The sequence below is a fragment of the Sporosarcina newyorkensis genome (assembly GCF_900167515.1).
In the GTDB taxonomy this organism is placed as follows: Bacteria; Bacillota; Bacilli; order Bacillales_A; family Planococcaceae; genus Sporosarcina; species Sporosarcina newyorkensis.
Map to the genome: position 1 here is coordinate 151,843 of NZ_FUYJ01000008.1, position 25,734 is coordinate 177,576.

General features: G+C 44.5%; 22 protein-coding genes, 2 rRNA genes and 1 riboswitch. All 24 genes read right to left on the minus strand.

The genetic code is table 11. The features are described from left to right. Positions 1-100: 100 nt before the first annotated feature. Positions 101-1,531 carry an Asp-tRNA(Asn)/Glu-tRNA(Gln) amidotransferase subunit GatB gene (gene gatB / locus B5D59_RS14765; protein ID WP_009498617.1) on the minus strand — a complete coding sequence of 477 codons (1,431 nt, stop codon included), beginning with the start codon at positions 1,529-1,531 and terminating at the stop codon, positions 101-103. 2 nt (positions 1,532-1,533) lie between these two features. Next, on the minus strand, positions 1,534-2,997 hold the full coding sequence (gene gatA, locus B5D59_RS14770) for an Asp-tRNA(Asn)/Glu-tRNA(Gln) amidotransferase subunit GatA (protein WP_078818472.1): 1,464 nt from the start codon (positions 2,995-2,997) through the stop codon (positions 1,534-1,536). Between the two features lie 57 nt (positions 2,998-3,054). Then, positions 3,055-3,342, minus strand: coding sequence for an Asp-tRNA(Asn)/Glu-tRNA(Gln) amidotransferase subunit GatC (gatC, locus tag B5D59_RS14775; RefSeq protein ID WP_078818473.1), 288 nt, complete (start codon positions 3,340-3,342; stop codon positions 3,055-3,057). 89 nt (positions 3,343-3,431) lie between these two features. Next, positions 3,432-4,565, minus strand: coding sequence for a CamS family sex pheromone protein (locus B5D59_RS14780; RefSeq protein ID WP_009498620.1), 1,134 nt, complete (start codon positions 4,563-4,565; stop codon positions 3,432-3,434). After that, positions 4,549-6,576: an NAD-dependent DNA ligase LigA gene (gene ligA, locus B5D59_RS14785; protein WP_078818474.1), complete on the minus strand. Its 2,028-nt coding sequence runs from the start codon at positions 6,574-6,576 to the stop codon at positions 4,549-4,551. Before ligA ends, B5D59_RS14780 begins: the two co-directional genes overlap by 17 nt. Positions 6,577-6,604: 28 nt before the next feature. Further along, positions 6,605-8,842, minus strand: a complete 2,238-nt coding sequence (gene pcrA / locus B5D59_RS14790) for a DNA helicase PcrA (RefSeq protein ID WP_009498622.1) — start codon at positions 8,840-8,842, stop codon at positions 6,605-6,607. 44 nt (positions 8,843-8,886) lie between these two features. Next, positions 8,887-9,585 (minus strand): heptaprenylglyceryl phosphate synthase, encoded by a 699-nt coding sequence (gene pcrB / locus B5D59_RS14795; protein WP_078818475.1) that lies wholly within the window; start codon positions 9,583-9,585, stop codon positions 8,887-8,889. 106 nt (positions 9,586-9,691) lie between these two features. Next, on the minus strand, positions 9,692-10,009 hold the full coding sequence (locus B5D59_RS14800; RefSeq protein WP_009498624.1) for a YerC/YecD family TrpR-related protein: 318 nt from the start codon (positions 10,007-10,009) through the stop codon (positions 9,692-9,694). A gap of 24 nt (positions 10,010-10,033) precedes the next feature. After that, the gene (locus B5D59_RS14805; RefSeq protein WP_078818476.1) at positions 10,034-11,071 is read right to left on the minus strand and encodes a DUF3048 domain-containing protein; all 1,038 of its coding nucleotides are present in this window, start codon (positions 11,069-11,071) and stop codon (positions 10,034-10,036) included. Positions 11,072-11,080: 9 nt separating this feature from the next. Continuing rightward, positions 11,081-12,796 (minus strand): adenine deaminase C-terminal domain-containing protein, encoded by a 1,716-nt coding sequence (locus B5D59_RS14810; RefSeq protein WP_078818477.1) that lies wholly within the window; start codon positions 12,794-12,796, stop codon positions 11,081-11,083. Positions 12,797-13,218: 422 nt separating this feature from the next. After that, positions 13,219-14,478: a phosphoribosylamine--glycine ligase gene (purD, locus tag B5D59_RS14815; protein ID WP_078818478.1), complete on the minus strand. Its 1,260-nt coding sequence runs from the start codon at positions 14,476-14,478 to the stop codon at positions 13,219-13,221. 21 nt (positions 14,479-14,499) lie between these two features. Beyond that, positions 14,500-16,035, minus strand: coding sequence for a bifunctional phosphoribosylaminoimidazolecarboxamide formyltransferase/IMP cyclohydrolase (purH, locus tag B5D59_RS14820; RefSeq protein WP_078818479.1), 1,536 nt, complete (start codon positions 16,033-16,035; stop codon positions 14,500-14,502). A 48-nt stretch (positions 16,036-16,083) separates the two neighbouring features. Continuing rightward, complete coding sequence (gene purN, locus B5D59_RS14825) at positions 16,084-16,656, minus strand: phosphoribosylglycinamide formyltransferase (RefSeq protein ID WP_009498630.1); 573 nt, start codon at positions 16,654-16,656, stop codon at positions 16,084-16,086. Further along, positions 16,656-17,711 carry a phosphoribosylformylglycinamidine cyclo-ligase gene (purM, locus tag B5D59_RS14830; protein WP_078818480.1) on the minus strand — a complete coding sequence of 352 codons (1,056 nt, stop codon included), beginning with the start codon at positions 17,709-17,711 and terminating at the stop codon, positions 16,656-16,658. Before purM ends, purN begins: the two co-directional genes overlap by 1 nt. Positions 17,712-17,722: 11 nt before the next feature. After that, positions 17,723-19,147, minus strand: coding sequence for an amidophosphoribosyltransferase (gene purF, locus B5D59_RS14835; protein WP_078818481.1), 1,425 nt, complete (start codon positions 19,145-19,147; stop codon positions 17,723-17,725). After that, positions 19,123-21,354 carry a phosphoribosylformylglycinamidine synthase subunit PurL gene (gene purL / locus B5D59_RS14840; protein ID WP_078818482.1) on the minus strand — a complete coding sequence of 744 codons (2,232 nt, stop codon included), beginning with the start codon at positions 21,352-21,354 and terminating at the stop codon, positions 19,123-19,125. The genes purF and purL overlap by 25 nt, the downstream gene beginning before the upstream one ends. Next, positions 21,344-22,027 carry a phosphoribosylformylglycinamidine synthase subunit PurQ gene (purQ, locus tag B5D59_RS14845; protein WP_009498634.1) on the minus strand — a complete coding sequence of 228 codons (684 nt, stop codon included), beginning with the start codon at positions 22,025-22,027 and terminating at the stop codon, positions 21,344-21,346. The genes purL and purQ overlap by 11 nt, the downstream gene beginning before the upstream one ends. Continuing rightward, positions 22,024-22,278, minus strand: a complete 255-nt coding sequence (gene purS, locus B5D59_RS14850; RefSeq protein WP_009498635.1) for a phosphoribosylformylglycinamidine synthase subunit PurS — start codon at positions 22,276-22,278, stop codon at positions 22,024-22,026. The genes purQ and purS overlap by 4 nt, the downstream gene beginning before the upstream one ends. A 45-nt stretch (positions 22,279-22,323) precedes the next feature. Beyond that, positions 22,324-23,445, minus strand: a complete 1,122-nt coding sequence (purK, locus tag B5D59_RS14855; protein ID WP_078818483.1) for a 5-(carboxyamino)imidazole ribonucleotide synthase — start codon at positions 23,443-23,445, stop codon at positions 22,324-22,326. Next, positions 23,442-23,930, minus strand: a complete 489-nt coding sequence (gene purE / locus B5D59_RS14860; protein WP_040759839.1) for a 5-(carboxyamino)imidazole ribonucleotide mutase — start codon at positions 23,928-23,930, stop codon at positions 23,442-23,444. Before purE ends, purK begins: the two co-directional genes overlap by 4 nt. A 162-nt stretch (positions 23,931-24,092) precedes the next feature. Further along, positions 24,093-24,193, minus strand: a riboswitch (purine riboswitch). A gap of 128 nt (positions 24,194-24,321) precedes the next feature. Then, positions 24,322-24,507: an NETI motif-containing protein gene (locus B5D59_RS14865; RefSeq protein WP_009498638.1), complete on the minus strand. Its 186-nt coding sequence runs from the start codon at positions 24,505-24,507 to the stop codon at positions 24,322-24,324. After that, positions 24,504-25,031, minus strand: a complete 528-nt coding sequence (locus B5D59_RS14870) for a DUF2179 domain-containing protein (protein ID WP_009498639.1) — start codon at positions 25,029-25,031, stop codon at positions 24,504-24,506. The genes B5D59_RS14865 and B5D59_RS14870 overlap by 4 nt, the downstream gene beginning before the upstream one ends. Positions 25,032-25,412: 381 nt before the next feature. Continuing rightward, positions 25,413-25,528 (minus strand): 5S ribosomal RNA (gene rrf, locus B5D59_RS14875). A 71-nt stretch (positions 25,529-25,599) separates the two neighbouring features. Continuing rightward, positions 25,600-25,734: ribosomal RNA gene (locus tag B5D59_RS14880) — 23S ribosomal RNA — on the minus strand; the annotation flags it as partial.

Below are 25,734 nucleotides of genomic sequence, written 5' to 3' on the forward strand. Positions count from 1 at the left end.
CCCTCCTGTTTGATGCATATCATTAAGTCAAAAAACGCCCAGGTCGGACTCTCTTTGTCTCTCCTGGAACGTTTTCGATTCACTTGATCAGCTTACTGTATTATCGTTTTTTTATTTCTTCCATCAATAGCTTATTAACAAGCGGTGGGTTCGCTTGTCCTTTTGTCGCTTTCATCACTTGACCGACTAAGAAACCAACTGCGCGATCTTTACCGTTTTTGAAGTCTTCGATGGATTGCTCATTCGCATCTAGGATTTCCGTGATGATCGTACGCAATGTACCTTCATCGGAAATTTGAACAAGACCTTTTTCCTTCACGATATCTGCAGGGTTTCCGCCTTTTTTCGCAAGATCAGTAAATACTTTCTTAGCGATCTTAGATGAAATCGTTCCGTCCGTAATCAACTTCACAAGTTGCGCTAAATTTTCAGGCGTCAATGGCGTGTCATGCAATTCTTTTGATTCTGCATTCAAATAAGCAGAAACATCGCCCATCAACCAGTTGGATGCTAATTTCGGATCAGCTCCAGCTTTCACAGTTGCATCAAAGAAATCGGACATTTCCTTCGTCAATGTCAAAACATGTGCGTCGTATTCTGGAAGATCCAATTCTGAAACATAGCGTGCTTTACGGGCATCCGGCAATTCAGGGATTTCCGCACGTACACGATCCATCCATTCTTGTTCGATATGCACTTCAGGCAAGTCCGGATCATTGATGAAACGATAATCGTTGGCACTGCCTTTAATCCGCATAAGAACAGTTTCGCCTGTCGCTTCATCGTAGCGGCGTGTTTCTTGCTGAATCGTACCGCCAGATAGCAATACTTTTTCTTGACGCGCAACTTCATTTGCAATACCGCGACGGATAAAGTTGAAGGAATTCAAGTTCTTCAATTCCGTTTTCGTGCCGAATTCTTCTTGGCCGAATGGACGCAATGAAATATTCGCATCACAACGAAGCGAGCCTTCCTCCATACGTACGTCAGATACTCCCGTATATTGGATGATGGCTTTTAGTTTCTCTAAGAATGCATAAGCTTCTTCTGGAGAACGAACATCCGCCTCTGTTACGATTTCAATTAATGGTGTGCCTTGACGGTTTAAATCGACCAATGAATAGCCGTTTTCCGTGTGAGTCAATTTCCCCGCATCTTCCTCTAAATGCACACGTTCAATACGGATTTTCTTCTTCTTGCCTTCTACTTCGATCTCAATCCAGCCGTTTGACCCTACAGGACGCTTGTCCTGAGAAATTTGATAGGCTTTTGGATTATCCGGATAGAAGTAATGCTTGCGGTCAAAGTTCATAATCGGCGCGATGTCACAGTTCAGTGCCATAGACGCTTTCATACCGAATTCAACTGCTTTTTTATTCAATGTAGGCAGGACACCAGGATACGCGATGTCTGTCACATGGATATTTTTATTCGGCTCCGCTCCAAAATGAGCAGGTGCAGGAGACATAATTTTCGTATCTGTTTTTAATTCTACGTGAATCTCAAGTCCGACAATTGTTTCGAAGTTCATGATTAGTTCCCCTCCCGAATCGCTGGAGTGCGCTTGTGGAAATCTGTTGCTTGCTCATAAGCATGTCCTACATTATAAAGAGTTTCCTCATCAAAGTGCTTGCCCATGATCTGCAATCCGACCGGCAGTTCATTTACGAAACCACATGGTACGGAAAGTGCTGGACGTCCTGTCAAGTTGGCAGGAACCGCTAATACATCATTTGCATAATGTACCAGCTGATCGCCTCCTGTTTCGCCAAGTTTGAAGGCAGTCGTTGCAGCAGTTGGCCCGATGACTACATCGTAGTTTTCAAATACCTTATCGAAATCCTGTGCGATCAATGTGCGGATTCTTTGTGCGCGTACATATAAATCTTCATGGTGGTCAGCACTCATCGCGTATGTACCAAACAATATACGCTTTTTCACTTCATCACCAAAACCTTCTTGGCGCGTGCGGAAGTACGCTTGCTCCAAGTTTTCTGCGTTCTCAGTGTGATAGCCATAACGCAAACCGTCAAAGCGGGAGAGGTTGGATTGTGCCTCAGATGAAGAAATCACATAATACGTAGTTGGTGCGTACTGGACATGCGGTAATTCCACTTCTTCGCAAACCGCCCCTAATGATTCCAATACTTTTAACGCTTCTTTGACAGTAGCTGCGACTTCAGCATCCACACCTTCACCTAAATAAGCAGATGGAACCGCCACTTTCAGTCCTTTTATATCTCCTGTCAAAGCGGCTTTATAATCAGGTACTTGCTTTGCAGAAGAAGAACTGTCATTGTCATCTTCTCCAGCGATTACGCCCAGCAACAACGCATTGTCTTCAACCGTACGTGAGAACGTACCGACTGAATCAAGTGAAGAACCGAAAGCTGTCAAACCAAAACGGGAAATTCGACCGTATGTCGGCTTCATTCCAACTACTCCACAAAAAGCGGCCGGCTGGCGCACTGAACCGCCTGTATCCGAACCTAGTGAAAGTGGTACTTCTCCTGCCGCAACTGCCGCTGCTGAACCGCCTGAAGAGCCGCCTGGTACATAGTCCGTATTCCAAGGGTTCAAGGTGTTACCAAAGAAAGAAGTTTCTGTTGTAGAGCCCATTGCAAACTCGTCCATGTTCAACTTCCCTACATTGATAGCTCCAGCAGCTTCTAATTTATCCATTACTGTTGCATTATACACCGGCACAAAATCTTCCAGCATTTTACTTGCGCACGTTGTCGTCATATCTTTTGTAACAATATTATCTTTAATACCGACCGGAACACCAAAAAGCGGGCCGCGTGCATCAGCAGGCGCCTGATCAAGTTGTTCCGCACGTGCTGTTGCTTCTTCTTTCGCTACATGAATGAATGCGTGGATCTGCTCTTCTGTCTTTTCGATCGTTTTTAATGTTTCATTCGTTAGTTCTGTAACCGTGACTTCACCTTTTTGTAAAAGCGCTTGAAGTTCTGCGGCTGTTTTACTTGTTAACGTCATCACTTTTCCTCCTACTATCATTGTGCCATGAATGTTCTTGTATACAGCAAATCCGTTTTATAGGATATCTGGTACTTTAATCAGACCATCTTCCTGGTCTTCTGCACTTGCAAGCATCTTTTCACGGTCCAAGATATCTTTTGGCTGATCTTCACGCAATATGTTGATCATAGGAACTGGGTGCGTCATTGGCTCGACACCTGTCACATCTACTTCTTTTAAGTTGCTGACACTCTCAATCAAATCTGCAATTTGCGCAGAGAAATTCTCTTTGTCTTCTTCGGATAGACCAATACGGACAAAATCCGCAAAATATTTGACGTCATCTTTCGAAAATGTTGTCATACATCGTTCCTCCTCATTCTGCAATCGTACAATTTATCATACCATCTAATTAGATAGTTGAAAAGTTCGTGATGCCAAGAACTGTCATGTTAATAACCGTAGACGTGCACCAATGGTTCGTTGTTATTCCCTTCTGTGACAATCAATACTTCCGGTCCGTTGACAGAGGTGACACTCACTTCGAGCGGGACATCTTTAAAATGCGTTTTCACTAGGGACGTTAGGTACTGAGAAAAGCCAATCAGCTCACTCTTGCCAAAAAACTGAATGGGAATTTCTATATGCAGCGATTTCAGCTTCTGATCTTTGTAAAACGCTGTACCGACGACATTTACAAAACTTTCAAAGTAATCATCGATATCCTGCTTGAAATTCTTGAACGTTGTATTCAAATCTCGATAGTTTCCTGTTGACGATGAAGCCGGGAGCAAGACATACGTTTCATCGACTTCTTTCCAACCAGTGAATTCACTTTTCCCCTTTGGAGCGAATGCAGTAGCAAAGTAGGTGCCCGGTACAATATCATTTCGACTCTTCTGTTTAAAGAGACCGACCGCAATCGGAATATCTGCTAGTTCCGGTTTATCACGTAGCCTCTTCAAAATAATATCGGCCATCTGCTTTCCTTTTTCCTCTATCGTCTTGTCATCAATTGAACGTTCATTTCCTTCTCTTGGATAATAAAGCGAATTCATCGCAAGACCGATCGACACGCCTGCCAGTTTCACTTTTTTATCATCCGTCATTTCCAAATAGTTTTGCTCTACTATATGTGCCAAGTAGATCGGTGCTTTTTCCGCTATCTGTTCTGGCGTCATATCATCTTTGATTGCAGGATTAAGTCCTGCTTCATAATTTGATTTTCGTGATAGCCACTCTTTTGCGGTATCCCGGTCAATATATTGGCCTTCTTGGAAGTAATAATTTTTCGGATCAAAATACTGCGTTGAAAGACGCAGCAGACCTTCTTCTGTTTCCTGCATATCGTATTTGGTGTTCAAGTTACTGACAACCAATCCTCTGCTCGCACTCTTCTTGAATGGCACAGGTGTCCGATAATATTCGTCTTTAATTTGCTCGTCGGGGATGAGGACCATTTCCTGATCGCTTTCCTCCGTCTCCTGAACTGCTTTTTCCTGGTCGCCACCAGGAGTCGGCAAGCATCCTGTCAGTAACAAGGCTGACAATACACTGGGAGCGAGCCATTTAGTCGTTCTTTTCATTCTTATCCACTCCAAGGGCGTCAAGCATAGCTTGCTCGTCCCAAATTTCGATCTCTAGTTCCTCTGCTTTGGTTAATTTGGAGCCGGCATCTTCACCTGCGATGACCAGATCCGTTTTTTTGCTGACACTCCCGCTAACAGTTCCGCCGAGCGCTTCAATCTGCTCTTTCGCTTCACCGCGTGTTAATCCTGTCAATTTCCCGGTCAGTACAACTGTTTTCCCTGCAAATGGTCCAGTTGTCGGTAATTCTTCACGTGTGACACCTTTGTACACGGTATTGACTCCGTATGCCCGCAGTTTGTTCATCACTTCTTGTACTTCATCCGTACTAAAATAAGTGACCACGGCATCCGCTACAATATCACCGATCTCAAAGATGTTCGTCAATTGTTCTGCCGTCGCCTTTTCAAGAGCATCAAGTGTGCGGTATTCTTCCGCCAGGATTCTTGCAACTTTTTCACCGACATGACGAATTCCAAGACCAAACAAAAGTTTTTCCAATGAATTTGCCTTAGATTGTTCGATTGCGTTTGAGATATTTGTTGCAGACTTATCACCAATTCGTTCAAGAGTACATAGTGATTCCTTCGTTAACGTATAAAGATCTGAGACATCTTGTACCAGGTTGGCCGCATATAATTGCTCAACAAGCTTTTCACCGACTCCTTCGATATTCATCGCTTTTCTTGAAACGAAATGAATGAGAGCTTCTTTCATTTGAGCAGGACATTTCGGATTCATGCAACGCAGTGCTACTTCGCCTTCGATCCGCACCAATTCTGAACTGCAGATCGGGCAATTGGATGGCATATGAAAAGGCTCTTCTTCACCTGTCCGCTGGTCTTTGATTGCCAAGACGATTTCAGGGATGATATCGCCTGCTTTACGCAGAACGACCTGATCACCAATTCGAATATCTTTTTCGCGAATCAAATCTTCATTATGCAAGGAAGCACGTCCGACAGTCGTTCCTGCTACACGTACTGGTTCTAAAATTGCGGTCGGGGTAACAACCCCTGTACGGCCGACGCTAAGTTCGATATCAATCAGTTTCGTCCGCACTTCTTCTGCCGGAAATTTATAGGCAATCGCCCAGCGCGGGCTTTTCGCCGTATAGCCAAGCTGTTCTTGCGCTTCAAAGTTATCCACTTTTATGACAATCCCGTCAATTTCATAATCGAGCGCTTGACGATGCTCTGTCCAGTATGCCACGTAATCCAAGACTTCGTCGATTGTCGCACAGCGTTTACGTTCTTCATTCGTCGTCAAGCCGAGCTGATCCAACTTATCAAGCGCGTCTGAGTGGCTGTCCAAATTATATGCTTCAGCATCTCCACCTACTGCATAAATGAATGTGGCCAAATTTCGACTGGCTGCTATTTTGGGATCCAGTTGACGCAATGAGCCCGCTGCCGCATTTCGCGGATTGGCGAATGGCACTTCCCCCGCTTCGTCACGATCTTCATTAAGCTTGGCAAAAGAGCGTTTGGGCATATAGGCTTCACCGCGCACTTCAATCGTCAGCGGTTGCTGCAATCGAAGAGGTACGGAGCGAATCGTTCTTAAATTTGCTGTGATGTCCTCACCTACTGCCCCATCTCCTCGAGTGGAGCCTTGCACAAGTTGGCCGTTTTCATATTGCAACGAAACTGCAAGACCATCGATTTTCAATTCACAAACATACACTACACTGCCAGCAGCTTCCTGCACACGTCTGTCAAAATCCCGCAAGTCTGCCTCATTAAATGCATTCGCTAAACTGAGCATCGGATACCGATGAACGACTTTGCTAAATACTTCGAGCGGTGTTCCGCCCACTCGTTGTGTAGGAGAGTCCGGATAAATTAAATCCGGATGCTCTTCTTCTATAGCGAGCAATTCCTGCATTTTTGCATCGTATTCTGAATCAGGAACGATTGGTGCATCCAAATCGTAATAAGCATGCCCATATTCATGCAAGATCTTATTCAGTTCCGCCACTCGTCTTTCTAGTTCTAACACATCATCCATCGGTTCTCTACACTCCTCATGGAACGGTTTATTCTTTTTCAATTGGTGCAAATTTCGCTAGCAGGCGCTTAATACCGACGGGATTCGGAAAGGCAATGTCGAGTTCCAGGTCATCTGCCGCTCCTTTGACACTGACGACTGTGCCGGTTCCCCATTTTTTATGTGTTGCTTTATCGCCGGGCTTCCACTGCAGCTTTTCCCCGCCGCTTTCATTATAAACAGGACGTTTCACTGCTGGTTTCGTTACTCTCGGTTTAGCAGGTGCCCTATCAAACGGTACACTCATGCCGTTGCCGTCCGCCAACATTTCTGTCAGTTCTTCTGAAATCTCATTCAGGAAACGTGAAGGTGAGTTGAAGTTAGAACGACCAAACAACATACGATAACCTGCACAAGTGAGGTAAAGCCGCTGTTCTGCACGGGTAATTGCCACATATGCCAGTCTGCGTTCTTCTTCCATTTCTTCAGAATCCGCAAGTGCACGAATATGAGGAAAGATGTTCTCTTCCATACCGATGACGAATACGACTGGAAATTCCAGACCTTTTGCTGCATGCATCGTCATTAGGACGATTTTTTCGGTGGAAGAGTTCTCTTCTTTATCTAACGTGTCAATATCTGCTACCAATGCGAGATCGGTAAGGAATGCAATCAGTGAACGTTCGCTTTCCTCTTCCTCTGCGCGCTTTTCAAATGCCTCCGTAACAGATAAAAATTCTTCAATATTTTCTAGACGGCTTTCCGCTTCAATGGACTTTTCCTTTTCCAACATGCTGCGGTAACCAGACTTTTCAATAACTTCCTTCACTAGTTCCGTAACGGATAGGTATTCTTGCATTTGACTGAAACCATCGATCAACTCGCGAAACTTAACGGCTTCATTTGCTGCTCTTGCAGGCAAGCCCATAAAATCGACTTCCTGCAACGAGTCGAAAATCGATCGATCATTTTCCATAGCAAATACAGCCATCCGCTCGAATGAAGTAGCACCAATGCTTCGTTTCGGTTCATTAATAACTCGCGCAAATGCGAGATCGTCGTCATTGTTTGCGATGAGACGAAGGTATGCAAGCAGGTCCTTAATCTCTTTTCGATCATAGAACTTTGTGCCGCCGACAATCGTATAATCGAGATTGGACTTCAATAAATATTCCTCAATTAGACGGGACTGTGCATTCGTACGGTATAAAATCGCAAACTGATCCAATGTTAATCCTTTTTGTTCTTTCAGCTCTATAATTTGCTGGACAACAAACTGTGATTCGTCTTTTTCATCCCGCGCTTTGTAGATGGAAATTAATTCACCCTCAGGATTGTCCGTTCTCAGTTTTTTATCATAGCGGCTTTTATTATTGTTAATCACTTCATTCGCGGCTTGTAAAATCCGCTTCGTGGAACGATAATTTTGTTCCAATAAAATTACTTTTGCTTCTTTATAATCTTTCTCAAATGATAGGATATTGCCAATATCGGCACCCCTCCATCTGTAGATCGATTGGTCAGAGTCGCCCACTACACACACATTACGGAATTTCGACGCCAGCATCTGGACTAAACGGTATTGTGAAAAGTTGGTGTCTTGATATTCGTCCACGTGAATATACTGGAACTTATTTTGATAATACTCCAATACATCCGGCACACGTTCAAACAACACAATCGTCATCATAATCAAGTCGTCAAAATCCATTGATTGGTTTTGACGCAGTTTTTTCGTATATCGTTCATAAATATCCGCGACAGTTCGCTCATATGGATTTTGCGGATTACAGTTCTTGCGAAATTCATCTGAATTGATGCATTCATTTTTTGCATTACTGATTGTTCCGAGCATCGCACGGGGATCATATTGCTTCGGATCAAGATTTAATTCTTTCAATACTCTCTTAATCGCTGACAATTGATCAGCGCTATCTAAAATCGTAAAATTCTTGGATAGTCCAATGCGATCTACATTTCTGCGAAGTATTCGAACGCACATGGAGTGAAATGTAGAAACCCACATTCGCTCGCCAGATCCTGCGCCGAGCAATCCGTCAATCCTTTCACGCATCTCGCGTGCCGCTTTATTCGTGAATGTAATAGCTAAAATATTGGAAGGGTACACTTGCTTTTCCACAACCAAGTATGCAATTCGATGAGTCAGCACACGTGTCTTTCCGGAACCTGCGCCTGCCATGATTAACAACGGACCTTCTGTTGTTTTCACTGCACGCGCTTGCTCTGGATTCATGCCTTTTAGTAAGCTTTCTGATAGTTCTTTCATGTAAGTACCGCCTTCTTGGAACATTTGTTCTTATTATACTTTAATTAAACCGATAAAGGAACAGATTTCACAGCATTTACAGTAGCAAGTGCACTTTTCAAATCATCATATAAGACATTTCCTACAACTACTGTATCTGCAATTGCTGCCATTTCTTTCGCCTGCTCTTTCGTCCGGATTCCACCGCCGTAAAATAAACGTGTGTTTTCCAACAACTCTTTGGCTGCTCTCACAATTTTCGGATCGCCGTACTGTCCACTGTATTCCAAATAAAATATCGGTAAAGAAAATAAATGCTCTGCCATGCGTGCATAGGCTTGTACATCATCTTCATCCGGCACTTCCTTCACACCTGTCAGTTGAGCTGCTTTACAATCGGGGTTTAGGATACAGTAGCCTTCTGTAATAATTTCATCAAAATTCATCATATGGCCGTACTCGCGAAGCGCTTCATGATGAAGACCGTTCAGCCATTTTGCGTCAGATGTATTTAAAACGGTCGGAATAAAATAGTAATCAAATCCTGGTGTTACGGATTCTACTGTGGAGACTTCCAATGCGAGGGGGACTGAGAAACGACGGAAACGCGCAAGTAAATCGAGAACATTTTCTAATGTGACTCCGTCAGAACCTCCGATTATAACCCCATCTGTTCCGGATTCAGCAATTGCTTCAAGCTGTTCATCCGTTAATTCTTTAGCTGGGTCCACTTTAAAGGCATGCCGCCATGTATTGTAGTCCATGTTTTTGTCCACCTTCTTTTTCGTAATTTTCATGTGTACTGAAAGCAGTTTACTTTATAAGCATTTTAAAAAACCGGTGGGAGGTTCCCCCGGCCGGTTGGGTTATTTATTTTTTCGGTTGGTTGTTTTTGAGTTCGGGATAGAGGCGGTCTAGCATGAGGTTATAGCCTCCGGATCCGTAGTCTACGCATCGGCGTATACGGGAAATGGTAGCTGTGCTGGCCCCGGTTTCTTGCTGAATACTATCGTACGTTTTTTTCAGCCTAAGCTTATGAGCGACGTCAAAACGCTGTGCTAAAGATTGGACTTCGCTCATCGTGCATAAATCATCAAAAAATTGATAGCACTCCTCTAAGTCATCCAACTCTAAGACCGCTTTAAATAATCGGTCTAGTTGTTCACCGCGTATTTTATCAATTTGCATGTCCTCACCCTCTCTTTGTCGATCTTATGGAGTATAAGTTACGGAAGTAGAAGGGCCTGAAATAGAGGGTACGACATGGATCCAAGATTTACCCGCCGTTAATTTAACAGGTAACCCTTGTTCTAACGGCGTTAAGAATCCATCGATGTTTTCCCACTCGATCGTTTTGGCAATCCCTTCATGGAATAGCACAGCCTTACCGCCTGAATGAAGATCAATTGCTTGTCTACCCTCTTGATCTACTGTTTGGTGATCCATTTCCATTACGATCACGTTCGCTAATTCAACTCGCCGTTCATTCAATTTGTCGACCGTATCAATGCCATTGACAGAACGATAATAACGATTGGTCTCTTCATCAAAATGATACGTACTGCTAAAATTCGGATTCTTGCCATACGATACAATAACTGATGAAGCCATATCTCCTATTTTATCACTATCTTCAGGATTTAGGAAAGAAAAGACCGGCATCTTGGAGATCTTTTCGGACGCGCCCGTCGTTTCAAATGCCTGTGTTATATGTTCTTTGGAAATATATGAATTATGCGGTGCTTTTCGATCGGGAGACCGTTCAAATAAAGTGCCGTCATACTGCATACCGTTCACATGATCAACCGTTCCACTGTCCAGTAACTTTTTCGCTTCTGGACTGTAGCCATGTGCAATATAAAATGCATCCATTCCTTCGGCAAGGCGAACAAAATAATCACGCGCACTGCGGATCGGACCGATTTGGTCGGGTATCTCACTATGAAATAAGGCTAAGTATCGTGTTACTTCGCCTTCCGCCATAAATTCATAGATCAGATCTGCATCCGCGATCCCGGACTGTGGGCGGGCTAAAGGATGATTATTGATTGTCGCTACTATTGGACGATTCTCCCGCTTTTCCGTCAATTGTTCTCCGGTGAAGGGGGCCGGGTAGGACGTCGCAATTTCTTTTGGCTGTTCTTGTGACGATTCTTGCTGTTCTGTCGTGCTATTTTTCGAAGAACAGCCGCCTATATATAGAAGGCCTATCAGTGCTGCAAAAAGCAGCTTTCGTCCTGTCCATCTCAATCCAGTTTCCTACCTTTCTGTATTAGAAATTAAACACTCGTTTTTCAAGACTTGAATTAGGCCCATGGGAGTAATTCGAACATGAGGTAAATGGACAGATTGCATGAATAATAGCGTAAATACTACATCTCCATGGTGGTAGCCACGGTCTTTCAACGCTCGCTTCATAGTCAGCTCTTGTTCCATAATAACTTCCATTGGTTCATCGGATAACCCGCCAGATATCCGAAGCGGCAAAGTTTCAACGATCTGTCCATCTTCCGCTACCGCCATGCCGCCACCATTCTTCTTAATTTCATTAAATGCTCGTTTCATCTCTTCCCAATTCTGACCAATTAATAATACATCACCTGTATTCGAATAGGAAGATGCAAAACCTTGCAGAGAATCAGCGAAACCTTTTAACACTGTATTTACCCGCCATTTCCCCTGCTTATCAAGCAACAGTAAGAAACACTCATTTCCTGAAGAAATAATAGGTTTCGTCAGATCTAGTTCTGTTTCGTACACTTTTGTAATGACATCATTCACCATTTGGATTCCAGTAGAAGAAGAGAATGAGAAATCGGCGTCATTCAACTCAAATGGCAAATCAAAAAAAGGAATCTTTGACCAATCCACTGCTTGGAACGTCTCCGTCGCTTCACCATCACGCACTAACCATTGACCTTTCGATAATACATCTGTCGGTACTGGATTCCATTCGTCTTCCAAAAAGTTCAGCGTTGCATAGCGGCCCGTCCCAATTACACTATGCAAGTCGGTCATGTCATAGTACCTCGCGACATTATAGGATGCCATCTGATAGGCGTCAATCGGCGATACGCCAGCGTCCAACGCAATTTGAATACATTGATCCATCACACCATTCTTATAGAAAGATGGTGTGGAACCGTCTGTCGTCATCATCAAATGATCAAATACATCCCAGCCTCGTTCAAGAATTCCCGCCAATAAATCAGGCAAATCGGGACGGATCGATGAGTAGCGCAATGTAACCGCATACCCTTGTTGCAGACGTCTCTCGACTTCATCCACCGTCATTGCTTCATGATCACCGTCAGTGCCTAGCAACTTCATCCGGGCAAGTGTTCTTTCAGATGCGCCGGGAAAATGGCCTTCTATTTTCTTGCCTTCGCGTTTTGCTTCACCTAACGAACGCAACATATTTTGATCGCCTTGAAGCAACCGAGGCCAACTGGTCAGTTCACCTGCCATTAGAACATCGGGACGCTTCAGCCACTTTTCAATATCTGCCGGATTGAATAACTGTTGTTCGTTTTGCAAGACAGTCTGTGAATCGACGCGAGCCCACCAGTAAAAAGAGAATGGGAGTTCATTCAATTGTTCAATGAACGAAAAAGCCTTTTCTTGATCGAGCATGGTAAATAGCAAAAGATTGTCCGCTAATATGGTAGTTGTGCCTCGCCGAGAAGCGAAATCGGCAAATGTCTCAGGATTATAAAGCTGGAATGGATGCACATGCGGCTCAATATAACCCGGCACGATTTTCTTTCCAGAAGCGTCCACTCTTTCGGTTCCTTCCAGCTGGGCAGGCAGTTTCTGCCCCACATATACAATTCGATCTCCTGCAATCCATATATTTCCCTGCATCCATTTTTTAAATATTGAATGTAAATACGTTGCATTTTCTATCAATAAATCAGGTGCTTTCTGTCCGTTAATAATTGCGAGCTGTTCCTGAATTTCTTGTGCACTCCACATTTCGACACCATCCCTTTGTAATAGTAAGTTAGCTGTTTATTTATTTCATTGTTCTATCAATTCACGCTTTATATTAACATAGCAATCCGCCAGAGAATAGGCAAGCTACATTTTAGTTATCCACAACATCAAAGTGTAAATCCACATAATGTCAACAAGTTACCAACATTACTAACAGTTTATTCACAATTTACCCACTAGTAGTTCACAGTTTGGAAGAATCTTTGTGAGTATATGTCCTATAGCTGCGTTTTCCTAGGTTCTTTGTTTACTTGTTCAGATATAATAACTACTTTGAAATTCATCTCAAGACAAACAAATCCCTCTGCAATAAAACTGCAGAGGGATTTATTTATAAACACTGCAAGCACCAGCCTCTCGGAACGTTTCAGGCTAGACGGTGCTTTTCGCTTTTGGGTACGTCATTCAAATGTTCTCCACCCAATGTCGTGACGGTGGAAGAAACCGTTCCATTCTTGTGTCGCTAGTTCTTTGTAGACTTTTTCTTGGGCTTCTTTAAGATTTTCAGCTTTGGCAGCAGCAAGGAGTACTCGGCCGCCGTTTCCGATGAAGTGGCCATCCTCCAGTTTTGTGCCTGCGTGGAATACCTCCAGGCCATTTGCTGTCAGCGGATCTAAGTTCGGAAGCTTGTTGCCTTTTACGACATCGCCTGGATAACCATCTGCTGCGATGACAACGCCTAGCATCGCTTCTTCATGCCACTCCAAGTCGAAAGGTTCACCAGCCATCAAGGCTTTCATGAACTCACCGAAATCGGATGCCATACGCGGCAGGACGACTTGTGTTTCAGGATCGCCAAAACGTGCGTTGAATTCGATTACTTTCGGACCTTGCTCAGTCAGGATCAGACCAGCGTAAAGAATACCTGTGAACGGAATACCTTCTTCTGCCATCGCGTTGACAGTCGGAACTACCACGCGGTCATAAGCTTCCTGAACAATACCCTCTGAAATTTGAGGAACTGGTGAATACGCACCCATACCGCCAGTGTTCGGTCCGCGGTCCCCATCGTAAGCCCGTTTATGATCTTGTGCGATGACCATTGGATAGATCTGTCCGTCATGGACAAACGACATATAGGAAAATTCCTCACCATCCAAGAACTCTTCCACTACGACGCGAGAGGATGATTCACCAAACTTTTGATTGCCGATCATATCGTCAACCGCGTTCAATGCCTCCTGCAGATCCATTGCTACGATGACACCTTTTCCGGCAGCTAATCCGTCTGCCTTCACTACAATTGGTGCACCCTGCTCACGGATGAAATTCTTCGCTTCCTCCGCATCCGTGAATGTTCCGTACGTTGCGGTCGGGATATCGTATTTGTCCATAATTTCTTTAGCAAATGATTTACTGCCTTCGATACGCGCCGCTGCTTTAGTCGGCCCGAAAACAGTCAATCCTTTATCCAAAAAGAAATCCGCAATTCCTTCTGCTAAAGGCTGTTCAGGACCAACGAATGTCAGCGTGATTTGATTGTCGATAGCGAATTCTGCCAACGCTTCAAAATCTGTTGCATCAATCGGCACGCATTGTGCATCTTGCTTCATGCCATCGTTTCCTGGCGCTACAAATACTTCGGATACAGAAGGCGCTTGGTTAAATTGCTTAGCGATCGCATGTTCACGACCGCCACTTCCAATTACGAGTACTTTCATGACCATCTTCCTCCTGCCTTCTTAATGTTTAAAATGGCGCACGCCCGTAAACACCATCGTGATGCCATAGTCATTTGCTTTTTTGATGGAATCTGCATCCTTAACAGAACCACCCGGTTGGATGATTGCCGTGATGCCTGCTTTTGCAGCTGCTTCTACAGTATCATCCATAGGGAAAAATGCATCGGATGCCAGAGCGGCTCCTTTTGCACGTTCTCCTGCTTGCGTCAATGCGATATTCGCAGCTCCGACACGATTCATCTGCCCTGCACCGACTCCAATTGTCATATGTTCATCGGTTACGACAATCGCATTGGATTTCACATGCTTAACGACAGCCCATCCCAACTTCATCGCATTCCATTCTGCTTCCGTCGGCTCACGATCTGTTGCTACTTTAATATCAGCTTCTTCAAAACCGTAGGAATCTGGCTGTTGTATAAGCAACCCGCCTTCAACAGAAACCGTATTCCATTGATCATTTTTCTGCTGTTCAAATGAAATTGTCAATAAACGAATGTTTTTCTTCTTTGTCAATGTTTCAATTGCTTCCTCTGTGAATGAAGGAGCAATCACGATTTCAAGGAAGATGTCCGCAAGTTGAGCTGCCGTTTCCCGATCTACTTCCTTATTCAACGCAATGATCCCGCCGAAGATGGACACCGGATCCGCTTCATATGCTTTGCTGAAAGCTTCAGCAATTGTCTTGCCTGTCCCAACACCGCATGGATTCATATGTTTGACTGCTACTGCTGCTGGTTCTGCAAACTCTTTGACTATTTGAATCGCCGCATTGGCATCTTGGATATTGTTATAAGATAGTTCTTTACCATGAAGCTGCTCCGCATATGCGATCGAGAAGTCGGATCCTAGCGGACGGCTGTAGAATGCCGCTTGCTGATGTGGATTTTCACCGTAACGCAGCGGCTGTTTCAGTTCGTATGTATAGGTAACTTGTTCAGGGAATTGCTCACCCGCAAGTTCGGTCAGATAGCCGGAGATCAAGGCATCATAAGCTGCTGTATGACGGAAGACTTTTGCTGCTAGACGGCGGCGTGTCGGGAGCGTCGTGCTGCCTTCAGCCTTAAGTTCCTTTAATACATCTTCATAATCCGTTGAATCTACAATCACTGTAACATATGCATGATTCTTTGCAGAAGCGCGCAGCATTGCCGGACCGCCAATATCGATATTTTCAATCGCATCATCTTCCGTTACGTCTGGCTTTGAAATGGTTTCTTTAAATGGATAGAGGTTCACACACACGACATCGATTGGTTGGATTCCGTGCTCTTCCATCTGAGCTTGGTGTCCTGGATCGTCTTGTTTCGCGAGCAACCCACCGTGGATCATCGGATTCAATGTTTTGACGCGACCTTCCATGATTTCCGGGAAGCCTGTAATTTCATCGACTGCCGTCACACTTACTCCATTGTCTTTCAAATGCTTCATTGTGCCGCCCGTAGATAATAGTTCATAGCCGAGTTGCTCGAGTTCTTGCGCAAACTCCAAAATTCCGCTTTTATCCGATACGCTCAGTAATGCGCGCTTTTTCAAAAGAATCCCTCCATTTTATAAAAAAAGCCTGTCTTCACAACAGGCTGATCAGTTGTTAAATAAATCCTTTAACGTTTCCGCATATAATTCATGCTCCGTTGCATGAATCGCATAGGCGGTTTTTTGAGCATCATTGTCTACCACATCCACAGCTCGTTGTGCCAGAATCGGACCCGTATCCATTCCTTCATCGACTAAATGCACGGTGACACCTGTCACTTTAACTCCAGCAGCAACAGCTTGCCCAATGGCGTCCTTGCCAGGAAATGACGGCAATAGCGACGGATGAATATTAACGATGCGTTCAGGATATGCATTCAGTAAAACCGAGCCGATCAAGCGCATATAACCTGCAAGTATCAGCCACTCTGCCTGAGCTTCCTCTAGAGCATCTAGTATTGCTTGCTCATATGCTTGCTTCGTTGCAAAATCACGAGGACGTAAAGCAACCACTGAAATATTCGCCTGTTTTGCCCGTTCGACTACGAAAGCATCTGGTTTATCTGTGACGACCAGTACGATATCGGCAGGTATATCGCCAACAGAACAAGCTTTGTTCAAAGCGGCAAAATTACTGCCACTGCCTGACGCGAAAACCGCAATACGAACATTTTCCGCCATTACGCCAAGCTCCCGTCATGATCGCCAACGAACTTGACGCCTTCCTGACCATTTACATGTCCAATTACATAAGCTTGTTCGTCATGTGCTTTTGCGATTTCTACCGCTTTTTCAGCATCTGCTTCGGGCAGTGCGATGACAAAACCAATCCCCATATTGAAGACACTGTACAAGTCACGATCTGTCAGCTCGCCTTTTTCCTTCAACATCTGGAATACCGGAAGTACAGGCCATGCGCCCAACTCTACTTCCACGCCAAAACCTTCAGAGAACATACGCGGTAGATTTTCAAAGAATCCGCCACCCGTAATATGGCCCATCGCATGAACATCTAACTGCTCGTGCATTTCTAGAATAGGCTTCGCATAAATTTTAGTCGGTGTCAGCAAAGCATCCGCTACCGTTCCTAGTCCTTCAAAGCCTTCAATCGTACTATTGATATCCAGACCTAATTGTTCAAACACGATATGACGAACGAGAGAATATCCATTGGAATGGATTCCACTAGAAGCAATTCCTACGAGTACATCACCTTCCTGTACACGCTCTCCTGTCACTAGCTTGCTCTTTTCACAAGCCCCGACTGCAAAACCAGCTAAATCATACTCATCTTCTTCATACAAACCAGGCATTTCTGCTGTCTCGCCGCCAATCAATGCTGCTCCGGATTGCACACAGCCATCCGCTACCCCTTTGACGATCGCTTCGACTTTCTCAGGCACTGCTTTTCCAAGAGCAACATAATCTAAGAAGTACAATGGCTCTGCGCCTTGCGCCACGATATCGTTGACACACATTGCGACACAGTCGATACCGATCGTGTCATGACGATCTGCCATGAAAGCCAATTTCAACTTCGTACCGACTCCATCTGTACCTGAAATCAGCACAGGTTCTTTATATTCGAGCGCAGATAGGTCAAACATTCCGCCGAATCCACCAAATGCACCTGCAACTCCTTTACGAGTCGTTCGTGCTACGTGGGACTTCATCCGTTCCACTGACTCATAGCCAGCTTCAATATTGACTCCCGCTTTTTCATACGCCTTCGACATGGAAAGGCCTCCTATCGTACGATTTCTTTTTCGTGCGGCATTGCCGTATCCGAATAAATTTCAGTTGGATACTCTCCTGTAAAACAAGCTAAGCATTGACCGCAATTTTTCATTTCAGGCGATCGGCCATTCGCTTCCAGCATTCCATCAATGGAAAGGAAATGCAGCGAATCCGCGCCGATCTCGTCCCGCATTTGTTCCAAGCTTCGTCCTGTTGCAATCAATTCGGAATCGGAACTGATGTCGACTCCGTAATAGCAAGGTGCGATGAGAGGAGGGGATGCAATGACCACATGGATTTCTTTTGCACCAGCTTCTCTCAGCATTGCCACAATACGTTTCGACGTCGTACCGCGAACGATGGAATCATCGACCATCACTACGCGTTTTCCGTGTACGACTTGATGAACAGGCGACAACTTCATCTTCACGCCTTTTTCTCTTAATGCTTGAGAAGGCTGAATGAATGTCCTGCCGACATAGCGATTCTTAATTAGACCTAGTTCATACGGGATGCCACTTTGCTCGGAGAAACCAATCGCAGCAGAAATACTGGAGTCCGGAACTCCCGTCACAACATCCGCGCTAATTTGAACTTCACGAGCAAGCTGCTTGCCACAACGTTTGCGCGCAGCGTGAATGTTGATCCCATCGATATCCGAATCAGGACGAGAGAAGTAGACATACTCCATCGAGCACATCGCACGCTCTGCTGGTGCTGCAAACCGTTCAGACGTCAAACCTTTGTCGTTAATGATCAATAGCTCTCCCGGCTCTACTGATCGAACGTGCTCGGCACCGATAATATCGAATGCACATGTTTCAGATGCCACGACCCATGCATCCCCAATTTTGCCGATAGACAACGGACGCAAGCCATTCGGATCCTGCGCTACCATCAAGCCTTCATCTGTCATTAAGACAAATGCGAAGGCACCTTTTAAGATGCTAAGTGCTTTTTTCACTTTATCCCGCTGATTCAATGAGCCGCTACTGCGTTTGATCAAATGTGCCAGTACTTCTGTATCGGAAGTAGTCTGGAAGATACTTCCCTGACGCTCCAAATGTTCTTTAAGATCTCTTGCGTTGATCAAGTTCCCATTATGTGCAATAGCAAGACTTCCTGTTGTCGAACGAAACACAAGCGGTTGGACGTTTTCAATGCCGCGTCCCTGCTCTGTTGTGTAACGGACTTGCCCAATCGCCCCGTGACCTTTAAGTGTATTTAAGTTGTCACCTGAGAAAACTTCATTGACCAGGCCTTCTCCTTTAACTGCATGAAGACCATCATCGCCTTTTACAACGATTCCAGCCCCCTCTTGCCCCCGGTGCTGAAGTGCATGCAACGCGTAATAGCTAATTTGCGCTGCGTCTTCATGCCCCCAAATACCAAATACGCCGCACTCTTCGTTTAATCCTCTGAGTTCAGCAAGCATGGAATTGCCCCTTTCCAAGCAGCGTGGAATTGTTCTACCGTCCCTTCTACTAGGACAGATCCTTCTGCATCTTTGATGACAAGTTGTCTGCCATCTGTCACTGTTCCGATTTTCACAGCGTCTTCGACTTTCTCTTCAAACTCTGCCACCTGATCCGCCTTCACAGTTACCAAGAAACGCGATTGCGTCTCGCTGAATAAAGCCGTGACCGCAGAACCTTCAACCGTCACTTCAGCACCCAGTCCATCGGTTGCAAATGCCTTTTCACAAAGAGCTACGGCAAAACCGCCTTCGGATAAATCTGCTGCTGATTGGAGTAAGCCTTGCTGAATAGCTGCAAGCAATTGCTTCTGACGCTTAACCTCTACGTCCAAATCGATTGCAGGCGCTTTACCGAAGATTTTTCCTTCGATCATTTGCTGCAGTTCACTACCCCCAAATTCTGTCTCTGTTTGACCGATAATGTAGATCGCATCTCCAGCTTGTTTAAAGCCTGGCGTCGTCACTTCTTTTAAATCATGGACGATTCCGACAAGACCAATTGTCGGTGTCGGGTAGATCGGCACTCCATTGACTTCATTCGAAAGCGAAACGTTGCCACCAATGACCGGCGCGTTAAGTTTACGGCAAGCTTCCGATATGCCGTCCGCAGATTTTTCAAGCTGCCAGAACACTTCTGGTTTATCCGGGCTCCCGAAGTTCAAGCAGTCCGTCAATGCAATCGGCTCAGCTCCTGAACAAACGAGGTTACGAGCAGCTTCTGCGACTGCGATCTTACCACCTGTTTCCGGATCCAAATAGATGAAGCGTGAATTACAATCTGCTGTCATCGCAATTCCTTTATTCGTTCCTCTGACACGGATAATCCCGGCAGACGCTCCTGGAGCTAATACGGTATTTGTGCGAGCACCCGTATCGAATTGGTTATATACCCACTCTTTTGATGCAATTGTTGGACGTTGCAATAAATCGAGTAAAGTTTCCTTTAAGTTTTCTACTTGAGGTTCTTTATTTTCAATCGCTTGATTCGCCGCAAAGGAAGCAGGTTCTTTGGATTCCTTCTGGTAGCTCGGCGCATCTTCAGCAAGCAAATCTGCAGAGACTTCCGCCACCACTTCTCCTTTATGGAGCAAGCGCAACATCTTATCATCTGTTACTTGACCAATTGCCGCTGCATTAATTCCATATTTCGTAAACAATGCAATAACTTCTTCTTCACGGCCTTTTTTCACGACGATCAGCATCCGTTCCTGTGACTCGGACAGCATCATTTCGTATGCCGTCATATTGTCTTCTCGCTGAGGTACCAGATCCAAGTTCATCTCCACGCCATAGCCTGCTTTCGATGCCATTTCTGCTGCAGATGAAGTTAGGCCTGCTGCACCCATATCCTGGATACCAATCAAAGCATCGGATTTCACAAGTTCCAAGCAAGCTTCCATCAACAGTTTCTCAATGAATGGATCTCCTGCTTGCATGACCGGCAATTCTTTCTCTTCTTCGATAGATACTTCAGAAGAAGACATCGTTGCGCCGTGAATTCCATCACGTCCCGTTGTTGCGCCCGCATACAGAACTGTATTGCCGACACCTGCTGCCAATCCTTTTTGGATATCTTCGTGATTAAGCAATCCAACCGCCATCGCATTGACTAGTGGACGCTTGGAATAGCATTGATCAAATTGGACTTCCCCAGCCACTGTCGGGATGCCCATCGTATTACCATAGCTCGCAATCCCTGCAACTGCTTCTTCAAACAAAAACTTATCGCGCGACTCTGTCAAATCACCGAAACGGAGCGAGTTAACCAATGCAACCGGACGTGCGCCCATGGAAAATACATCGCGGATAATCCCACCTGCACCTGTTGCAGCTCCAATGAAAGGTTCAATAGCTGACGGAGAGTTATGAGACTCCATTTTGAACACAGCAGCTTGATTGTCACCGATATCTACAATCCCTGCACCTTCACCTGGTCCCTGAAGTACGCGTTCACCTTCAGTCGGGAATTTACGCAATACAGATTTGGAACTCTTATAGGAACAATGCTCCGACCACATAGCGGAAAATAGACCGGTTTCCGTATAATTCGGAGTGCGTCCAAGCTTTTCCACTGCACGCTCGTACTCTTCATCTGTCATCCCCATCTGAAGATACAGACGTTGTTCCTTAATTTGTTCAGCCGTAGGTTCATGATTAATTGACATGCTGTTCACTCCAATTGTTCAAGATTGAATGGAATAACGGTGTTCCACCTGTACCGCCGATGATTTCCTCAACTGCTCGTTCCGGAAGTGGCATCATTCCAAGAACATTGCCTTTATCATTGGTGATGCCTGCAATAGCTGATATACTGCCGTCTAGATTTTCATCCGCATAAGTGAAAATAATTCGGTTTGTTTTTTTCAGTTCTTCCACTGTCGCCTCATCCGCATAGTAATTGCCGAAGTCGCTTGCCACAGGAAGTTGAATTGTTTGGCCTTTTGCATAGTCTTTTGTGAAAACAGTGTTATTGTTTTCCACCTTCACCGTTTCAAGCGCAGAGCGGAATTTGAGGCTGTTATTGCGCAAAAACCCACCCGGAAGAATACCAGTTTCCACTAAGATATGAAAGCCATTACCTACGCCAAGAACCGGCTTCCCTGTTTCTGCAAACGCCTGAAGATGTTTGCAGGCAGGTGAGCTTTTAGCTAACGCACCTGGGCGCAAATAGTTTCCATAAGAAGTGCCTGTCGGTAATAGAACCGCATCGAAGTAATCGAGTTGATCGGCTTCAGTATGCCAAACGTACTCTACTTCTTGCTTCACAGTCTCCTCGACCGCATAATACATATCTAGATCACAAGTAAGACCTGGGAATACTAGGACAGCGAACTTCATTTGCCGGCGACCTCCCCGATTTCAAAGCGATAATCTTCAATGACTTTATTGATCAATAACTCATCGCACATTTCTTTCACACGTGCTTCTACAGCTTGTTCAGAACCGTCCATCTCTAGCTCGATCAGTTTACCAACCCGTACACTTTTCACTTCTTCAAAGCCCATTTTCTGTAGTGCATCTGTTGTCGCGATGCCTTGTGGATCTACAACACTTTCACGTAATGTCACATAAATAGTTACTTTCGTCATTGTTGGTTCCTCCCAAAGTGGAAATAGTTGTGTAGTGCAATTTATTTAGTCTTCCCAAATACCTGATTGTTCAATTTCAAGCAAAGTGGCTTCTACGTTATTTGTCATCATGGTAACGTGACCCATTTTGCGTTTTTCTTTCGCTTCTGCTTTACCATATAAATGAATCGACCAATCTGGATAATCTGCAATGCGCTGTTTAAGCGGCTCAACATGTTCACCCAGCACATTTACCATTACGACGGAATCCCATAACTTCGGATCGCGCAACGGCCATCCACAGACAGCACGGATATGTTGATGGAATTGCGAGATATTGCATGCTTCGATTGAATAATGTCCAGAATTATGCGGTCGCGGTGCTAATTCATTGATAATAATTTCACCACTCGGCAATACAAACATTTCGACTGCCAAGGTTCCTACCAACTCAAGTTGACTCGCGATTTTCTCAGCTTCCAGTTGGGCCTGTTGCAAAACCTTTTTTCCTACACGAGCAGGCACAATTGATTCATGCAGTATATGATGTCGATGAATATTTTCAGCAATCGGCAGACAATAGGATTGACCCGTAGGATTTCGCTGTATGATTACTGAAATTTCTTTCTCAAATGGAACGAACGCTTCCGCTATACAAGCCGAATGTTTAAAAAGGGATTGAGCCTCTGTCAATTGCCCTTTTGATTCTAGCTTGACTTGCCCCTTGCCGTCATAGCCGCCAAAAGCAGTTTTGACGATGCATGGAAAACCGAGTTCATCGATTTTGTCTGTTAACTCTTCATACGTATCCGCTGTTATGTAATTAGCAACCGGAGCCCCAGCAGCTCGGATAGCTGCTTTTTCATGTATTCGATTTTGCGTAATGCGGACTAGCTCAGCTCCTTGAGGAACATACGCTTGCTCCGTTAAACGTTTCAAACCTTCATAATCAATATTCTCAAATTCAAAAGTGATCACATCGCTGACTTCACGCAATTCAGCTAGTGCTTCTTCATCATTATAAGAAGCCACAATCTCGATATCTGCTATCTGACCACAAGGTGAATCAGTTGTAGGATCCAACACTGCGATACGAAATCCAGCTTCTTTCGCTGCAAGTCCCATCATTCTTCCTAACTGTCCACCACCGATAATCCCTATCGTCTGTCCAGGCTTAATTAATTTCACTCTAACTCACCACTGCTTTCCAACGAGACTTGTCGCATTTCATCACGTCTTTGCTGTAGTTTTTTTCGCAACTCCGCATCTTGTACGCTAAGCATTTGCGCAGCCAGCAGTCCTGCATTAGTAGCACCCGCTTTACCGATTGATACGGTTGCCACGGGAACCCCGCCAGGCATTTGTACGATAGATAATAAAGAATCCATTCCATTCAATGCTTTGGATTGTACCGGAACACCGATAACAGGTACCAGTGTTTTTGCTGCAACCATTCCTGGCAAATGAGCGGCTCCGCCTGCACCGGCAATAATAGCATGAAGTCCCTTTCCTTCTGCCTGTTCTGCATATTCGAACATAAAGTCAGGCGTACGGTGGGCTGAAACCACGTTCTTTTCATAGGGAACGTCTAGCTCATCCAATATCTCACATGCATGCTTCATTGTTTCCCAATCACTTTTACTGCCCATAATCACACCGATCTTCGGTTCCAAATCCAATCCGCTCCTTCAATCCATACTTTATTATCAATATCATACAAAAAAAGGTCCTTGAAAACTCTACTTTTCACATGCACAAAAAGCAGAACTTTCAAGGACCCTTAACAAAAGAAGGCAATAGCTGAATATTCTTCTGCTATCACACTTAGTTATCCAAGAAAAATTGCTTTCCCACATAGTGTAGACATTTACGGTGTCTTGGTAGAAACGCTGCAGCCAATTCTGCGGCATATACGGGGAACTCATTTACTCTTATTATAGTAACAATTAATATTTAATTCGTCAACCAAAAGACGAACATTGTTTAATAACTCTTTTTCAATCATTCGTCTTTTGAGCATTTAATGAATGAAAACATACCGGCTTCTCATTCACTTGAATAGTATTAGCTATTTTTAACTCCTTGAAACTGCGTCTGCTGCTTAATTGGAATGTACTCCTCTCCCACTTGTTCAAATAGAGGCTTCTCCCTCCTAGCCACTACGCTATAACCTAAACCTTGTATTCGTTCCACACATTGTTCCAATGTTTCATCGTCCTGTTTATCAAACCATATTTTTTTAGTACTCATTTAAATAGCTTTCCTCTTTTCACACTCTTCACCCAGAAGCCGCCATGTATTTTCTTTGGCTCATATGAAATGATAAACGCCTTCGGATCAAGATCTGTTATTGTCTTGTAGAGCTGCAATTCATATTTACGCGGTGTCAAAATCTCCATAGTTGAACGGCCGCCGCTTAATCCGTTAGCCGACCAATCCGTCACCCCATATCCCGCTCGTCGCAATACTGCAGGCATTTCTTTATCAATATCTGAAGTAATCACATTGACCGTTATATAACCTAAGGCCAATCTCTCTTCAATTTTAGATCCTATCACTACACCTGAACCATACCCCAAAGCATAAGCTATTAGGTTTTGAATTTGGTCTAAATTGTCAAGTACTAAACCAAGTCCGATGACATAGATGACAATTTCTATCATACTGACAACTGCAGCAATATATCTGTAGCCTTTTAACGTCATTATCATACGGACTGTAAAAAAGGAAACATAGACAATATTGATTACAAAGATTATTAACACCATTCCCATAGCAACTTCTCCTTTCTACAATAGGGTTTATCGTATCGCGCCTCACTAAATAATTCAAGGAAAGTCTTTTAATACTGATTTAGCTTTTACACGTCTATCTACGTATCTGCAAGACACTCTGAACATTCAATAGGATGAGTAACTCATGCATTGTATCAAGGACCCTGAGACCCGCACTAAATACTCATCGAATCATCATAATCTACGACAGTACGAGCCATTCGCCTTTCACGCCACACTTTCCGTCTTTGCAAACAAATCAATCTCTCACTGCGCTCACCCACAGCTTCATTCAAGACAGGCTCCCTTCATTCTGCATATCCTTATACGAAAACACAAAAAAGCCACTCACTATGAGGACCATAGTGAATGGCTTCGCATGCCTAGCAACGTCCTACTCTCACAGGGGGAAGCCCCCGACTACCATCGGCGCTGAAGAGCTTAACTTCCGTGTTCGGTATGGGAACGGGTGTGACCTCTTCGCCATCGTTACTAGACAGATGAGTAAAGCTTGTTCACTCAAAACTGAATAAAAGACATTGTGTACATCAAGTAGTACTTCTTAAAATAGGTTAAGTCCTCGATCGATTAGTATCTGTCAGCTGCACACGTCGCCGTGCTTCCACCCCAGACCTATCCACCTCATCATCTTTGAGGGATCTTACTTACTTGCGTAATGGGAAATCTCATCTTGAAGGGGGCT

What these genes read in the sequence shown, in the direction of transcription:
- gatB (WP_009498617.1), bottom strand. Translation starts at nt 1,531, where the DNA reads ATGAACTTCGAAACAATTGTCGGACTTGAGATTCACGTAGAATTAAAA.
- gatA (WP_078818472.1), bottom strand. Translation starts at nt 2,997, where the DNA reads ATGACGTTAACAAGTAAAACAGCCGCAGAACTTCAAGCGCTTTTACAA.
- gatC (WP_078818473.1), bottom strand. Translation starts at nt 3,342, where the DNA reads ATGACAACATTTTCGAAAGATGACGTCAAATATTTTGCGGATTTTGTC.
- B5D59_RS14780 (WP_009498620.1), bottom strand. Translation starts at nt 4,565, where the DNA reads ATGAAAAGAACGACTAAATGGCTCGCTCCCAGTGTATTGTCAGCCTTG.
- ligA (WP_078818474.1), bottom strand. Translation starts at nt 6,576, where the DNA reads ATGGATGATGTGTTAGAACTAGAAAGACGAGTGGCGGAACTGAATAAG.
- pcrA (WP_009498622.1), bottom strand. Translation starts at nt 8,842, where the DNA reads ATGAAAGAACTATCAGAAAGCTTACTAAAAGGCATGAATCCAGAGCAA.
- pcrB (WP_078818475.1), bottom strand. Translation starts at nt 9,585, where the DNA reads ATGGACTACAATACATGGCGGCATGCCTTTAAAGTGGACCCAGCTAAA.
- B5D59_RS14800 (WP_009498624.1), bottom strand. Translation starts at nt 10,009, where the DNA reads ATGCAAATTGATAAAATACGCGGTGAACAACTAGACCGATTATTTAAA.
- B5D59_RS14810 (WP_078818477.1), bottom strand. Translation starts at nt 12,796, where the DNA reads ATGTGGAGTGCACAAGAAATTCAGGAACAGCTCGCAATTATTAACGGA.
- purD (WP_078818478.1), bottom strand. Translation starts at nt 14,478, where the DNA reads ATGAAAGTACTCGTAATTGGAAGTGGCGGTCGTGAACATGCGATCGCT.
- purN (WP_009498630.1), bottom strand. Translation starts at nt 16,656, where the DNA reads ATGGCGGAAAATGTTCGTATTGCGGTTTTCGCGTCAGGCAGTGGCAGT.
- purM (WP_078818480.1), bottom strand. Translation starts at nt 17,711, where the DNA reads ATGTCGAAGGCGTATGAAAAAGCGGGAGTCAATATTGAAGCTGGCTAT.
- purF (WP_078818481.1), bottom strand. Translation starts at nt 19,147, where the DNA reads ATGCTTGCTGAACTCAGAGGATTAAACGAAGAGTGCGGCGTATTTGGT.
- purL (WP_078818482.1), bottom strand. Translation starts at nt 21,354, where the DNA reads ATGTCAATTAATCATGAACCTACGGCTGAACAAATTAAGGAACAACGT.
- purQ (WP_009498634.1), bottom strand. Translation starts at nt 22,027, where the DNA reads ATGAAGTTCGCTGTCCTAGTATTCCCAGGTCTTACTTGTGATCTAGAT.
- purS (WP_009498635.1), bottom strand. Translation starts at nt 22,278, where the DNA reads ATGACGAAAGTAACTATTTATGTGACATTACGTGAAAGTGTTGTAGAT.
- B5D59_RS14865 (WP_009498638.1), bottom strand. Translation starts at nt 24,507, where the DNA reads ATGAGTACTAAAAAAATATGGTTTGATAAACAGGACGATGAAACATTG.
- B5D59_RS14870 (WP_009498639.1), bottom strand. Translation starts at nt 25,031, where the DNA reads ATGGGAATGGTGTTAATAATCTTTGTAATCAATATTGTCTATGTTTCC.